The sequence below is a fragment of the Paenibacillus sp. GYB003 genome (assembly GCF_036577625.1).
In the GTDB taxonomy this organism is placed as follows: Bacteria; Bacillota; Bacilli; order Paenibacillales; family NBRC-103111; genus Paenibacillus_AB.
This window is the reverse complement of record NZ_JARBDC010000073.1, coordinates 1-13803: the sequence shown is the minus strand read 5'-3', so window position 1 is coordinate 13803 and position 13803 is coordinate 1. Positions and strand designations below refer to the sequence as shown.

Sequence of the window (13803 nt, the reverse complement as noted above, 5' to 3'; positions counted from 1 at the left end):
TTGTTCATTTTTCGATTTTCCGGAAATGTATGGTATGATAGGAACATATATTCGATCGGAAAAAGGAGGAGCCTTATGACAGTAGACGATTCGTCGCCTCGCGGGGCGGCGGGGCCCGGACGGGGCTGCCATCCCGTGCTGGAAGCGTGGTTTCGGGACAAGTTCGGAGAACCGACCGATATTCAGAAACGAACATGGGACCCGATCGCAAACGGGGAAAACGTGCTGCTGGCCGCGCCGACCGGTTCGGGCAAAACGCTTTCCGCGCTGCTCCCGTGTTTGAACCGGATCGCCACGAGGAAAGGCGGATACGAATCGCACGGCGTGCGGCTGCTGTACGTGACGCCGCTTAAAGCGCTGAATAACGACATTCACGATCATCTGCTCGGCTTCATCAAGGAGCTGGAGCCGTACGGGCGCCGCTACGAGGAGGAAACGGGCAAGACGTGGCCCGGCATTACGGCCGGAGTCCGTACCGGCGATACGACCCAGAGCACGAGAGCTTCGATGCTGCGCAATCCGCCGGACGTGCTCGTCACGACGCCGGAATCGCTTTATATTTTGCTCGCCTCCGAGAAGGCGAGGCAGACGCTGCGGACGGCGGAAACCGTCATCGTCGACGAAATCCACGACCTGGCGGAAGACAAGCGGGGGATGCATTTGACGGTTACGCTGGAGCGGCTCGCCCATCTGTGCGGCAGGGAGCCGCAGCGCATCGGCATATCGGCGACGATCAACCCGATGGAACGGGTCGCCCGCTACTTGGGAGGCTGGACGGAAGCGGCGGAGTCCGGCGCCTCCGGAGATGTGGGCGCGGCCGAGCTTGTCGCCCGCCCGGTGACGATCGTGGAAAGCGCCATGGCCAAAACGTTCGACGTCTCGGTGACGATGCCGGAAATTCGTTCCGCGCAACAGGGAAAGCGGTCGGAAATATGGACGGTCATCGCCTCCCGGCTGATCGAATTTATGGAGGGCAGCCGATCCGTGCTCATCTTCGTCAATAACCGGAGGCTGTGCGAGCGCGTTACGCTGCATCTGAACGATCTTGCCGGCGTCGAGATGGCGCGTTCGCACCACGGCAGCGTTTCGCGGGAGAGGCGGCTGGAAACGGAAAAGGCGCTGAAGGACGGCACGCTGCGCTGCATCGTCGCCACCTCGTCGCTCGAGCTCGGCATCGACGTCGGTCATGTCGATCTCGTCATCCAGATCGACTCGCCGCAATCGGCCGCCGCCGGCATACAGCGCATCGGCCGCGCCGGACATTCCGTCGGGGACGTGAGCAGGGGAATTATCGTCGCCCGGCATCGCGGACAGCTCGCCGAATGCGCCGTGCTCGCCCGGGAAATTACGGACAGGCGCATCGAGGCGATCCGCATCCCCGAAGGGTCGATCGACGTGTTTTGCCAGCAGGCGGCGGCGATGGTCGCAACCCGGGAGTGGAAGGTCGACGAGCTGCTCGCTTTGTTTCGGCGCAGCGACAGCTTCCGCGACGTCTCGCGGGACCGGCTGACGGACGCGCTTCGGGTGCTCGCCGGCTATTACCCGCATTGCCGCCCGCTGCTGGAGTGGGACCGCGAGAGCGGCACGCTGCGCGGACTGCGGCAAACGGCTTCGGCGGTGCTCACCGGCGCCGGGACGATTCCGCAAAGCTCCGCGTATCCGGTATATCATGCGGACGCGCGCGTCCATATCGGCGAGCTGGACGAAGAATACGTGCACGAAAGCCGGCCCGGGGACGTGTTTCAGCTCGGCACCGCGTCGTACCGGATCGTTTCGATCAAAGGGGACCGCATTTACGCGGCCGAGGTCGAGGCGAACGCCTACAGCGAAATCCCGTTTTGGCGGGGGGACGGAGCCGGCCGCTCGTACGAGCTTTCGCGCAAAGTCGGAGAGCTGCTGGAAGAGCTCGAGCGGAGAGCCGGGGCGGAGGCCGAATCGACGACCGTCGCCTGGCTCGCCTCGCAATACCGGCTGGACGAGCATGCGGCCGCTTCGCTGACCGGCCTAGTCGCCGCGCAAAAGGCGGCCTGCGCCGTACCGCACGGCCGCTGCATCGTCGTCGAGCATTACGAGGACGACGTGAAGCGGCACCATCTCGTGCTGCATACGGTGTTCGGACGCCGAACGAACCGGACGTGGATGATGGCGCTGCAGCGGATGTACGAGACGCGGGTGACCGGCAAGCTGTACGCGTACGTGCGGGACAACGGGATCGAATTCATTTTCCCGGAGTGGAACCCGGAGTACGCCGATTTGTGGAGAAACGTTCGCGAAGACAATTTGGAGGAGCTGCTCGCCGAGGCGATCCCTTCGTCGCCGCTGTTCGGCATTACGTTTCGCCATTTGGCGCAAACGTCGTTGCTGCTCGCCCGCGGGTTTTCGCGCATCCCGTTATGGAAGCAGCGGATGCGGAGCGAGCGGCTGCTGGAGGAGTCGCTTCCGTACGCCGACCGGTTCCCGTTCATTCGGGAGGCGATGCGCATTTGCATGTACGAATCGCTCGACCCGAATCGGGTCCGCGGGCTGCTGCGCGGCATCGACGAGGGCGCCGTCCGCGTCGAGTCGCGGACGTCCGGCTATCCGTCGCCGTTCGCCTCCCAATTCGTATGGGAATTCGTCAACACGCTTATCTACGAGTCGGATGCGGTATCGCAAGATATCCAGTACCGGCTGCTGTCCGTCAGCAAGCAGCTGGCCGGCCAATTTTTCGAGCCTTCGGCGTTTCAGAACGCCATGGATGCGGAGGAAGCGCAAGCGTGGATCGACGGAAGCTTCGCGTACAAGCCGGACGCGTCCGCGGGGCGGCAAGGGGCCGAAGCTCCGGAAGGCGAACCGGAGGAGACGGCGGATGCGGACGATTCGGGCGAATGGCTTCGGCGATTAAGTCCGGCCGAGCGGCTGTACCGGCTGCTGAAGCGGCAGGGCGACCTGACGCCCGCGGAAATCGCCGGCAGGCTCGGCGCCGACGTTTCGGCCGAGGCGGCGCTGGCGGAGCTGGTCAAACGAAGGCGGATCGCGGAAATAACGATCGCGGGCGAGCGCAGATGGATTTGCGCCGATGAGAAGGAGACGTACGCGTCGTTTCCGGACGACCCGGTCTCCGCTTCGTTCGTGCTCAGACGGTATGCGGAGCGGCAAATCGCCTTTACGGCGGACCAGCTGGAGCGGCGGTACGGGATCGGGAGCGAAACGGCCGAGCAGTGGATTCGCCGCTGGGCCGACGATCGGACGATCGAACGGTCGCCGTTCGCGAAATCGCCCGACGAGCCGCTGTGGACGAGCAAAAGCGCCGCCTCCCGGCTGCTGCGGTTCACGATCGGGCAAATGCGGCGGCAGACGGAGCCGGTCGAGCCGAGCCGGTACTGCGGACTGCTGTTCGGCTTGCAGCACGTCTGGCCGGAAAGCCGGGTGTCCGGCATGGAAGGGCTGCGTCACGTCATAGCGAAGCTGCAGGGCGTTTTTTTGCCGCTGACCTATTGGGAGTCGTTCGTATTTCCGCTGCGCGTCACCGATTATCGGAAAGAAATGCTCGACCTGCTGTGCGCGTCGGGCGAGGCGGTATGGTTCGGACGCAAGGAGGAGGGCGAGAAGGAAGGGCGCATCGCTTTTTACTTGGCCGAATCGAAGGAGCTTTACGCGGCGAACGCGCCGGCGGCCGATCCGACGTCCGAACCCGCGCTGCTCGCTCTGCTCCGGGACAAAGGCGCCAGCTTCCTGACCGGACTTAGCCGCGAAACCGGTTTGCCGCCGTCCGAGCTGATGGAGAAGCTGCTTCGCCTCGTTTGGGAAGGGCGCGTCTCGAACGACCAGTTCGCGCCGATCCGGATGCACGGGACGGGCGGCGCTTCCCGTTCGTCGTCAAGGAAAGGGTTTCAATCCGGCCTAGGCCGGTGGTACGCGGCCGCAAGGGCGGAGATCGCTCCCGAGAAGACGGTCGTCGCCTGGATCCACCATTTGCTGCAAGGCTACGGCGTCGTGACGAGAGACGTCATAGCGAGGCATATCCCGTCCGAAACGGAACGGCTGCAGGACACGATCCGCAAGCTGGAAGACTGGGGCATGCTGGCGCGCGGATTTTGGATCGACGGCGTTCCGCATATGCAGGTCGCGGCTCCGGATACGGTGGAGCGGCTTCGGCAGCTGGCCGTTTACGGCGGGGAAGGCACCGTCGTGCTGTCTTCGGTCGATCCGGCGAATCCGTACGGCGCGCTGCTGAAATGGCCGGATAACGAGCATGCGTCGTTCGCGCGAAAGGCCGGAAATTTTCTCGTTTTCCGGCGGGGCCGATGGGTGCTTTGGATCGAAAACAACGGCAAACGGTTCGTGACGATCGATCGCGAGCGGCTGCAAGGCGAAGGGGAGCAAGCCGAGGTCGTGCTGGAGGCGGTCCGGGTCGTCATGCGGCAATCCGGGGTGCGCAAAATCGTGGTCGACAGCTGGGACGGCGATTCCGTTCCCCGCACCGATGCGGCCGAGCTGTTTCGGCAAATCGGCGCGGAGACGGACCGCGACGCGTTCGTCTTATGGCCGAGCAGCCTGCGGGGCTGACCGCGGCCCCGGTCCGGGCAGCCTTACACGTACCAAACGTTCAAGACGACGGCAAACGCCGCGATCCCGATCAAGCCGGTCACGATGAACCAGATGCCGGGGCGGGTCATTTGCTGAAACAGCCGAAGCACGCCCATGCCGAACATGGACAATATAAACAGGATAAACAGCGCTACGGTAATGAAAAAGTCGGGCGTAAGCCCGGTAATGTTGACGGCGGTCAAGGTTCTCCCATCCTTTCGTTAAGTTGCGGTTCAACCCGGCGCGGCGGAGGACCGGCCGACTTGCGGACGATCATTTCCGAGGGCAGCCTGACGATTTGCCGCTCCGCCGCTTCTTTGCGGCGAATTTTTTCGACGAGCAGCCGGACGCCCGTATAGCCGAAATCGTACGCGGGCTGAACCGCCACGGTCAGAAACGGGTCCAGCTTCGAGGCGAGTCCGACGTCTTCGAAGCATACGACGGATATCCGGTCGGGAACCCCGATTCCTTTGTCGCGCAAAAACGCGATGACGCTGACGGCCAGCACGTTGTTGGCGGCGAATATCGCCGTAGGCGGGTCGTCCAGCCGGAGCAGCCGTTCCAGCTTGTCCGGATCGTCGAACCGGTTGTAGCCGTACTCGACGACGAGCGATTCGTCGAACGGAATGCGGTGTCTGTTCAGGGCGTCGCGATAGCCGGCATGCCGTTCCCGGGCCGTCGATACGGTGCGGAGGCCGTTCACGAGGGCGATTCTGCGGTGACCGAGCCCGATCAAATAATCGGTCAGCCGGTCCGCGCCCGGCCGATTTTCGCCGAGCACGACGTCCGCTTCGGCGCCGGGCACGTCCCGGTCGACGAGCACGAACGGGATGCGATGCATGTTCAGCATGGACAAATGTTCGGCCGATTCGTCGGAAGCCGGGGCGAACAGCAGTCCGTCCACGCGCGTGGACATCACCATGTCGACGTACTCCCGCTCCTTCGACAGCTTCTCGTCGCTGTTGCCGAACAAAAGCTTGTAGCCGAGCGCCATCGCGGCGTCTTCGGCGCCTCTCGCCAGCGTCGTAAAAAACGGATTCGTGATATCGGTTATGAGCAGGGAAAGCATTTTCGTCTCCTGCTTGACGAGACTGCGCGCCGTCGAATTCGGCACATAGTTCAGCTCTTCCATAATCCGTTTCACTTTTTCCCGGGTTTTCGGGCTGATCCGGCCGGAATCGTTAATGACCCGGGATACGGTCATCGCGGATACGTTCGCGCGTTTCGCGATATCGTATATCGTAACCATAAGACCGTCCTTCGTTTCGTAGTCTCTACTCATTGTAGTGAATTATGGATGGCGGGGCAAGGGCTCGATCTTTGCAAAAGCTTGGGGGGAACCGGATGAACAAGACGGACGTGGCCGTCTATGACCCGAACAAAGTGCCGGAAAGCGTGCTAGATTATGTCGTTGTCGTGCCGCGCATGAACGGGAAATGGCTCGTATCCCGGCACGCGGAGCGCGATACGTGGGAGTTTGCCGGCGGGCGCGTCGAGCCGGGGGAACGGGCGGAGGAAGCGGCGCTGCGCGAGTTGTACGAAGAAACGGGAGCGGTTCGCTGCGAGCTGCATCCGGTTGCCGCGTATTCGGTGCGGCGCGGCGACCGCGCGGAAAGCTTCGGCATGCTGTATGACGCCGAGGTGCGGGAGCTGGGCGATTTGCCCGGATATGAAATGGCCGAAATCCAATTGACGTCCGAAATTCCGGACCGGTTGACATATCCGGACATTTACCCGGCGCTGCTCGGCAAAGTGCGGGAGCTTATTCGTTGAGCGTCCGGTAACCGCGATGCTCCGCAATGCCCATTTAGAAGCGGGAGCCGTTTCCCGCTTTTTGCATTGCCGGCGGGAAGGCGGTCTTTGTCGGAGATCATCGACTGCACCGGCGGAGTCAGCGGCGAGCCCGGTATGAATGCCGAACGAATCTTTTTATACATTTTTTAGAATTTGTTTACGGCTTCTTTAGGGTTGGAGCTTACGATTAGGGAGGAGATGAAACAAGGAGGCCGTTTACATGGAGCAACCGCTCGCACCGCAGCATGCCGGTATGGCGAAACGATCGTCGATCGTCCGGACCGGAAGACTGCTTTACGCCGTGCTGGCATGGATATTTTTATTTTGCATCGTCGCGCAAGCGTTTATCGCCGGACTCGCCGTTTTCGCCGGCGCCGACAACTGGGCGCTGCATACGTCGTTCGTCCGGGCGTTCGCCCTGCTGCCGCTCATCCTGTTTTTGCTGACGTTCGTCGGGGACATCCGCGGCGGGCAGCGCTGGCTGGCGCTCGGATTGTTCGCGTGCATCGTCCTGCAGTTCGTGACGGCAACCGCCTTGTCGTCCGTGCCGGCCATGGCCGCGCTGCATCCCGTCGTCGCGCTGCTGTTGTTCTGGGGCTCGCTCCGGTCGGTAACGAGGCTGAACCGGCCGTAGACGAAAATCGACTATTTTGGACATATTATGGACATGGCGCGTGAGGCCGCCCGGTTGTCTGGCTTGCCGTTTTATAATAGACTAATGGTAGAAACGGCTTGGCTGTCGGCATCTGGATAAGCCGGATCACGGGAGGAACGTCATGAGCGCCCAGCTTATGCTTTTCAAAGATCAACTGACGGACGATTTTCAGTTCAAATTCATTCGACATAAAGGGAACAACCACCGCCAGCGGCTCCATATGCACGATTACATCCAGATCGCGTACGTGGTCCGGGGAGTCGTCACGCATCATTTTTGCGACAAGATGCTCACGGTCGGCAAAGGCGACCTGTTCATCATTCCGCCGGGGCAAGCGCACAGCATCAACACGATCGAAGACAAGGAATGCGAGTTCGTCCTTCTCGATTTTATGCCGACGTTTCTCGGCGACCATTTGAAGCCGTTTTCAAGATCGCTGTTTCAGCATGTCGTCCAATACGGCAAATCGGGAACGTCTTCGGAATGGCTGCAGCCTTGGCTGCACATTTCCCCGGCGAAACAGCTTCTCGTCGAGCAGCTGCTTCAAGACATCCAGGAGGAAGTCGAGCATCGCGAGGAAGGCTACGAATTTTCCGTCCAGATCAACGTCGTCAAGCTGCTGATCCTGATCGACCGGGAATTCCGCAAAACGGAGCGGCAGCGCCAGACGGCCAGCGGCCAGCGCCCGCAATACGAGCAGTTTCACGACGTCATCCGGTATATTCAGGAAAATTACGGGCAAGATATTCCGCTCGAGCAGGGCGCGTATATCGCGGGCATGACGCCGGCCTATTTCAGTCATCTGTTCAAAAAGGCGACCGGGCAAACGTTCGTCGAATATCTGCACGAGGTGCGCATCGAGCGGGCCAAGGAGCTGATCCGCATCGGCGCGCATACGATGACGCAAATTTGCTTTCAGGTCGGCTTCCGCCATCTGAGCCATTTTATCCGCACGTTCAAAAAACGGACGGGCATGACGCCGACGGATTACAAAAAAGCGGTGTCCAACAACTAAAAAAAAATCAACGCGATCAATAAAATAGTGCAAGCGACGAAAGCAGTTCCACGTTATAGTTAGTTACGTGGAATTGCTTTTTTGACGTTTCAAAGCGAAACGAACGCCTAACTTCGAAACGAGCTAACTGAAAAAGGAGTCGAATCGAATCATGAGCATTTTGAAGGTTGGTATTATCGGACAAGGCCGCAGCGGCCGAAACATTCACGGCAACCTGCTCGTTCGCCTGGGAGACAAGTACAAAATCGCCGCCGTCGCCGACGGTTTGGAAGACCGCCGCGTTCGCGCGGAGCAGGAATACGGCTGCAAAGCGTACGCGACTTACGAAGAAATGGTAGCGAACGAAGATTTGGATCTTGTCGTCAACGCGTCCCCGAGCGATTTGCATTTCCCGATCTCGCTGGACCTGCTCAATAAAGGCTTCAACGTACTGTGCGAAAAACCGCTCGCCAAGTCGCCGGCGGAAGTCGACCAGCTGATCGCCGCGTCGGAGAAATCCGGCAAAGTGCTCGCCGTCTTCCAGCAATCGCGCTATATGCCGGCGTTTTTGAAAATTCGCGAAATTATCGATTCCGGCGTGCTCGGCCGGATCGTGCAGGTCGATTTCACGAACAACGGCTTCGCCCGTCGTTGGGACTGGCAAACGCTGCAGGCGAACAACGGCGGCAACCTGCTCAACACGGGTCCGCACCCGGTCGACCAGGCGCTGCAGCTGTTCGGTACGGACATCATGCCGCAAATTACGTGCATCATGGACCGGGCGAACACGTTCGGCGACGCCGAAGACTACGTGAAAATCATTATGCGCGGCCAAGGACGCCCGACGATCGACCTGGAAATCTCGTCCTGCTCCACGTTCCCGAGAGCGCAATTTACCGTGCAGGGCACGAACGGCGGCTTGACCGGCAACACGAACAAGCTGCAGTGGAAATATTTCAAGCCGGAAGAAGCTCCGAAGCAAGAGCTGACGCGCACGCCGCTGTTTAACGCAAACGGCGAACCGGCATACTGCAGCGAGAAGCTGACCTGGTACGAAGGCTCGTGGGAGTTCGAAGCCGAAGAAGGCTTCTCGATGTTCGATCAAAATACGAGATCGCTGTACAACATGCTGCACCGTTCGCTTACGACGGGGGCGCCGCTCGAAATTACGCCTCAGCAGGTTCGTCAGCAAATGGCGGTAATGGAAGAATGCCGCCGCCAAAACCCGCACATTTACGCGAACGGCTGATCGTTCGGGATGTGAACGGAATACGGAAGGACGCTTTCGGAGCCGCCGGATAAGTGGGGACGAAAGCGTCCTTTTGCGTGCGGAATCAGCGGCAAGGGGACGGGGCCTGTCGTGCGAAACGGCTTCGATTACGCAAATTCGATCTTGGCTTTACGGTTTCGGCGCAAGCCGTTTCAAATAATCGTCCGCTTCCCGGGGAGTGCGGAACCTATAGACGTCCTGCAGCGGCTGAACGCGGCGCAGCTTGTCCAGCAGCTTCGGGCGGCTCCTTTTCCGGAAATTCCATATCCATTTCAAAAACGCGAGGTCGATTTTTTCCTCGCAGCCTTCGCCCATGTCCGCGCGGGAACGCCCGCGATACTGCAGGCGCCGCTTCAAGACGCGGTACAAGCATAAGTACCGGGGATAATCGAAGAAGATGACCGTATCGGAGCGGGAAAGACGCAAATCGAGCGTGCGCGAATAGTTGCCGTCGATAATCCACCGATCCTCCGCGGCGATTTCGGCCACTTCCGCATCGAACGTCTCGGGATCGGCGGCTACCCAGCCCGGCTTCCAGTAATAGGCGTCCAGATGATAAACCGGCAGGCCGGTTCGCTCGGCGATTCGCCGCGCCATCGTCGATTTGCCCGATCCGGAGCAGCCGAGAATAACGACCCGTTTCATGCAAAGCCGCTCCTTTCCGTTCAAGTCGATTTCGTTCCGGCTTCAGTACAGGGGAAGGCCCTGCACGTACGCCCGCGCCTTCGATCGGGGCAGCGGAGGCAGGCCGACGACGGTGAGCGAGCCGGCCGGCACTTCCGTCAGACCGCCGTCGACGATCGGATAGAAGCCTTGATCGGCCAGCTTTTGCAGCGTGCCGGCCGGCCCTTTGAGGACGATTTTTTTCATGCCGCTTCGATACCATTCGGCAAACCATTGCAAAAATTCGGGAGCGGGAAAGCGGGAAGCGTCCCCGCGCAGCATATCGATCGCCGTCACCGTCGCGGCGTGCGCCGTCTGGGCCGCCAGCTTGCCCGGCGACATCGGCAGCTCTTCGTTGACTACGTAATATTGCACGATTTCTTCCGGCACGTTCTCTCGCTCCTTCGTCATCGTTTCGGAGTAGTCCCGTACGTTTATAAATATCCTTGCGCCAGCATCGATTCCGCCAGCAATACGGCGCCTTTGCCCGCGCCCATCTTCGTATTGTGCGAAACGAGCACGTATTTCACCCCGCCGAGCACGGGCTCCTCCTCGAGCCGGCCGACGCTCGTCGTCATGCCGCCGCCGAGCTCCCGGTCCAGACGAGGCTGCGGCCGATACGGGTCGTCAAATACGCGGATGAAACGATCGGGAGCCGAGTGGAGCGCGATGCCGCCGAACGGGTCGTACTCCTCCAGCGCGCGCCGCACTTCCGCCAGCGGCGCTTTCCGCTTCAGGCCGACGAAAACCGACTCGGTATGGCCGTCGAGCACGTTCGCGCGCGTACAGATGCAGTTGACCCGGACGTCGGCCCCGCGGATCGAGCCTTCCTCGCGGCTCCCCAATATTTTCAGCAGCTCTTTGCGCACTTTTCCTTCTTCGCTCGGGATATACGGAATGATGTTGTCGAGGATGTCGAGGGTGCGGACGCCGGGGCTTCGGCCCGCGCCGCTCACCGACTGCATCGAAACCATCAGGACGGAGTCGACTCCGAACCGCTCGTGCAGCGGCTTGAGCGTGATCGCCAGGCCGGTTACGGTACAGTTCGGGACGGGTAGGACGTAGCCTTTCCAACCGCGGTTTTGCCGCTGCTTCTCGATCAGGCGGGCATGGTCGTCGTTGACGCCGGTAATGAGCAGAGGCGTGTCGTCGTAGTAGCGGAATGCGGACGCGGTCGAAAACGTCGGCGTCGTTTCGCCGAACCGGGGCTCCAGCTCTTTGGCCAAATCCGACTCGATCGCCGTGAAGATGACGTCGACCGATTCCGGTTGGAACTCCTTGGACGACAATACGGGGACGTCCTTCATATCGTCCGGCACCGGCGAGCTTTGCGTCCATCTCGAAGCGCCGCTCGCTTCCAGCAGCGCTTCCTTGTACGTGCCGACCGTTCTGGACGTAACCATCCGTACGACTTCAAACTGCGGATGCCCGGACAGGGCGAGCGCGAACTGCTGTCCCGCCATGCCGGTAGCGCCGACGATCGCCGCTTTCAACCTTCCCATTCGAATCGCTCCTTTGCGGTAATTTACACCATATTATGGAGCGTGGGCGATTTTGTCAATCCATCGGTTTTTCATAAAGGCCGGGCAAAGCCGACAACAAAACCGACATCGTCCGGTTGATCGCGGCGTGGTTCGTTTCGCGCCCGCTTCCCGGAAGTGCAAGCGCCTTGTCCGCAGCGGGTGCGAACAAGTCGGCGCAGCCGATCGTTTCGGAGGCTTCGGCATCCGCATCGATCGGATAGTAAATGCTTACGGCGATGCCGCGCTCGGATTCGTTCCCGAACCGCTCCGGCCGCGAACGGTCGCGCAGCGCGCAAACGATGCGTCCCGCCTTCATGCGATCATCTCCTTGGTACAAGCAACCATAGCATAACGGGACGGAAGGAAGTATGGAAAAATTCGTTACAATTATAGATTCGGAATTTGCCAATCGATTTCGTCGATGCCGCGCTCCCGCAAAAACCGGTTTGCCCGCGAAAACGGCTTGCTGCCGAAAAATCCGCGGTACGCGGACAGCGGACTCGGGTGCGGCGAACGAATGATGAAATGCTTCGACGTATCGATCAGCTGCATTTTTTGCTGTGCGGGGCTGCCCCACAGCATGAAGACGACAGGCTTGTCCCTTTCGTTCAGCAGCGCGATGACGCGGTCGGTGAACGACTCCCAGCCTTTGCCGCGATGCGAATTCGCGCTATGGGCTTGCACCGTAAGGACGGTGTTCAGCAGCAGCACGCCTTGCTCCGCCCACTTGACGAGGTGGCCGTTGTTCGGGATGAAGCAGCCCAAGTCGTCCTGCAGCTCCTTGAAAATATTTTGCAGCGAAGGCGGAGCGGGAACTCCGGGCTTTACCGAAAAGCTCAGCCCGTGAGCTTGGCCGGGGCCGTGGTACGGGTCTTGTCCCAAAATGACGACCTTCGTGTCTTCGTAGCCGGTCAAATGAAGCGCCGCGTAAATATCGTACATGTCCGGGTAAACGGTCCGGCTGCGGTACTCCTCGGCCAAAAACGCGCGCAGCTCCTTATAATACGGCTTGCCGAACTCGCTTTCGAGCAGCGGCGCCCAGTCGTTTTTCAAGATGGCGGTCATGCGGATCTCTCCCGTATGTATAAATGTCACCCCTTATTTTAGCATACATCGCCGGAGGGGGGGCGCGCTTTCTTTCGGTCGTCGAATCGTAGTGGTATAATGAGACAAAGCCGTATGGACTGCACAATCGGCGAATGAAAGGAGAAATGAACGTGAGCGATCGAGAAAAGCGCTACGAGCTGGCCACGTTTGCGGGAGGCTGCTTCTGGTGCATGGTGAAGCCGTTCGACAAGCTGCCCGGCATTGTACGCGTCGTATCCGGCTATACGGGCGGTCATGTGGAAAATCCGACCTACGAAGAAGTATGCTCGGGCACGACGGGCCACGTCGAAGCGGTGCAAATTACGTTCGATCCGGAGCTGTTTCCGTACGATAAACTAGTCGATTTGTTTTGGCGGACGATCGATCCGACGGACCCGGGAGGACAGTTCGCCGACCGCGGCCATTCGTATACGACGGCGATATTCGTCCACTCGGACGAGCAGCGCGCGGCGGCCGAGGAGTCGAAGCGGCGGCTTGCGGAAAGCGGCGTGTTCGCGAAGCCGATCGTGACGCCGATCTTGCCGGCGAAGCCGTTTTATCCGGCCGAAGATTATCATCAGAACTATTACAAAACGAACCCGATCCGTTACGAAGCGTACTACGTCGGTTCCGGGCGCGCGAAATTTTTGAAGGAAAGCTGGAAGGACAGAGGCCGGGAGGAGGAGCTGAAGCGGAGACTCACTCCGATGCAGTTCGAGGTGACGCAGCGCAGCGGCACCGAGCCGGCGTTTCGCAACGAGTTTTGGGATCATAAGGAAGAAGGCATCTACGTCGACATCGTTTCCGGGAAGCCGCTGTTCAGCTCGCTCGACAAGTTCGATTCCGGCTGCGGCTGGCCGTCGTTCACACAGCCGATCGACGAAGACGAGGTGACGGAGCATATCGACGTCTCGCACAACATGATCCGGACGGAAGTGCGCAGCAAGGAGGCCGACTCGCATCTCGGCCACGTGTTCGAGGACGGCCCGCAGCCGACCGGGCTCCGCTATTGCATCAACTCGGCGGCGCTGCGGTTCGTGCCGAAGCATAAGCTGGAGGAAGAAGGATACGGATCGTACTTGCGGCTGTTCGACAAATAAACGGCTTGCGCCGATCAAGGAGCTGATATTATCCCCTTACGGTAGACAGTGAAAAAAGAGTTCATGATATCATGGATTCAGCACTGTTGACCGGAGGGGATTTTTTTATGCCACCCAAGAAGGGGCAAAAGTTTAATCGTTATGATGAA

The 13803-nt window shown here is 60.1% G+C and carries 13 protein-coding genes; 6 read left to right on the top strand and 7 right to left on the bottom strand.

The window, feature by feature from the left end:
- Window positions 1-75: 75 nt before the first annotated feature.
- Window positions 76-4548 carry a DEAD/DEAH box helicase gene (locus PV407_RS23910; protein WP_332092526.1) on the top strand — a complete coding sequence of 1491 codons (4473 nt, stop codon included), beginning with the start codon at window positions 76-78 and terminating at the stop codon, window positions 4546-4548.
- A gap of 23 nt (window positions 4549-4571) precedes the next feature.
- On the opposite strand, the gene PV407_RS23905 is transcribed toward PV407_RS23910, so the two are convergent.
- The gene (locus PV407_RS23905) at window positions 4572-4772 is read right to left on the bottom strand and encodes a hypothetical protein (RefSeq protein ID WP_332092525.1); all 201 of its coding nucleotides are present in this window, start codon (window positions 4770-4772) and stop codon (window positions 4572-4574) included.
- On the bottom strand, window positions 4769-5818 hold the full coding sequence (locus PV407_RS23900) for a LacI family DNA-binding transcriptional regulator (protein WP_332092524.1): 1050 nt from the start codon (window positions 5816-5818) through the stop codon (window positions 4769-4771). Before PV407_RS23900 ends, PV407_RS23905 begins: the two co-directional genes overlap by 4 nt.
- A 95-nt stretch (window positions 5819-5913) precedes the next feature.
- On the opposite strand from PV407_RS23900, the gene PV407_RS23895 reads away from it, so the two are divergent.
- From PV407_RS23895 to PV407_RS23880, 4 genes are all read left to right on the top strand, one after another.
- Window positions 5914-6342, top strand: a complete 429-nt coding sequence (locus PV407_RS23895) for an NUDIX hydrolase (protein ID WP_332092523.1) — start codon at window positions 5914-5916, stop codon at window positions 6340-6342.
- Between the two features lie 241 nt (window positions 6343-6583).
- Window positions 6584-6997 carry a DUF6220 domain-containing protein gene (locus tag PV407_RS23890; protein WP_332092522.1) on the top strand — a complete coding sequence of 138 codons (414 nt, stop codon included), beginning with the start codon at window positions 6584-6586 and terminating at the stop codon, window positions 6995-6997.
- 142 nt (window positions 6998-7139) lie between these two features.
- A complete protein-coding gene (locus PV407_RS23885) occupies window positions 7140-8033 on the top strand; it encodes an AraC family transcriptional regulator (protein WP_332092521.1) in 894 nt (297 codons plus the stop codon).
- Window positions 8034-8184: 151 nt separating this feature from the next.
- Window positions 8185-9261: a Gfo/Idh/MocA family protein gene (locus tag PV407_RS23880; RefSeq protein WP_332092520.1), complete on the top strand. Its 1077-nt coding sequence runs from the start codon at window positions 8185-8187 to the stop codon at window positions 9259-9261.
- 150 nt (window positions 9262-9411) lie between these two features.
- On the opposite strand, the gene PV407_RS23875 is transcribed toward PV407_RS23880, so the two are convergent.
- The 5 genes from PV407_RS23875 to PV407_RS23855 form a co-directional block, all read right to left on the bottom strand.
- Window positions 9412-9927: a DNA topology modulation protein gene (locus PV407_RS23875; protein WP_332092519.1), complete on the bottom strand. Its 516-nt coding sequence runs from the start codon at window positions 9925-9927 to the stop codon at window positions 9412-9414.
- Window positions 9928-9969: 42 nt separating this feature from the next.
- The gene (locus tag PV407_RS23870) at window positions 9970-10356 is read right to left on the bottom strand and encodes an aminoacyl-tRNA hydrolase (RefSeq protein ID WP_332092518.1); all 387 of its coding nucleotides are present in this window, start codon (window positions 10354-10356) and stop codon (window positions 9970-9972) included.
- A gap of 23 nt (window positions 10357-10379) precedes the next feature.
- A complete protein-coding gene (gene asd / locus PV407_RS23865) occupies window positions 10380-11447 on the bottom strand; it encodes an aspartate-semialdehyde dehydrogenase (protein ID WP_332092517.1) in 1068 nt (355 codons plus the stop codon).
- 55 nt (window positions 11448-11502) lie between these two features.
- Window positions 11503-11784: a hypothetical protein gene (locus PV407_RS23860; protein WP_332092516.1), complete on the bottom strand. Its 282-nt coding sequence runs from the start codon at window positions 11782-11784 to the stop codon at window positions 11503-11505.
- Window positions 11785-11855: 71 nt separating this feature from the next.
- Window positions 11856-12533 (bottom strand): uracil-DNA glycosylase, encoded by a 678-nt coding sequence (locus PV407_RS23855; protein ID WP_332092515.1) that lies wholly within the window; start codon window positions 12531-12533, stop codon window positions 11856-11858.
- 146 nt (window positions 12534-12679) lie between these two features.
- Here PV407_RS23855 and msrB point away from each other — a divergent pair, with 146 nt between their 5' ends.
- A complete protein-coding gene (msrB, locus tag PV407_RS23850; protein ID WP_332092514.1) occupies window positions 12680-13654 on the top strand; it encodes a peptide-methionine (R)-S-oxide reductase MsrB in 975 nt (324 codons plus the stop codon).
- The last annotated feature ends 149 nt before the right edge of the window (window positions 13655-13803 follow it).

Coding starts and splice junctions, on each gene's coding strand:
- PV407_RS23910 (WP_332092526.1), top strand. CDS start 76: ATGACAGTAGACGATTCGTCGCCTCGCGGGGCGGCGGGGCCCGGACGG.
- PV407_RS23900 (WP_332092524.1), bottom strand. CDS start 5,818: ATGGTTACGATATACGATATCGCGAAACGCGCGAACGTATCCGCGATG.
- PV407_RS23895 (WP_332092523.1), top strand. CDS start 5,914: ATGAACAAGACGGACGTGGCCGTCTATGACCCGAACAAAGTGCCGGAA.
- PV407_RS23890 (WP_332092522.1), top strand. CDS start 6,584: ATGGAGCAACCGCTCGCACCGCAGCATGCCGGTATGGCGAAACGATCG.
- PV407_RS23885 (WP_332092521.1), top strand. CDS start 7,140: ATGAGCGCCCAGCTTATGCTTTTCAAAGATCAACTGACGGACGATTTT.
- PV407_RS23880 (WP_332092520.1), top strand. CDS start 8,185: ATGAGCATTTTGAAGGTTGGTATTATCGGACAAGGCCGCAGCGGCCGA.
- PV407_RS23875 (WP_332092519.1), bottom strand. CDS start 9,927: ATGAAACGGGTCGTTATTCTCGGCTGCTCCGGATCGGGCAAATCGACG.
- PV407_RS23870 (WP_332092518.1), bottom strand. CDS start 10,356: ATGACGAAGGAGCGAGAGAACGTGCCGGAAGAAATCGTGCAATATTAC.
- asd (WP_332092517.1), bottom strand. CDS start 11,447: ATGGGAAGGTTGAAAGCGGCGATCGTCGGCGCTACCGGCATGGCGGGA.
- PV407_RS23860 (WP_332092516.1), bottom strand. CDS start 11,784: ATGAAGGCGGGACGCATCGTTTGCGCGCTGCGCGACCGTTCGCGGCCG.
- PV407_RS23855 (WP_332092515.1), bottom strand. CDS start 12,533: ATGACCGCCATCTTGAAAAACGACTGGGCGCCGCTGCTCGAAAGCGAG.
- msrB (WP_332092514.1), top strand. CDS start 12,680: ATGAACGTGAGCGATCGAGAAAAGCGCTACGAGCTGGCCACGTTTGCG.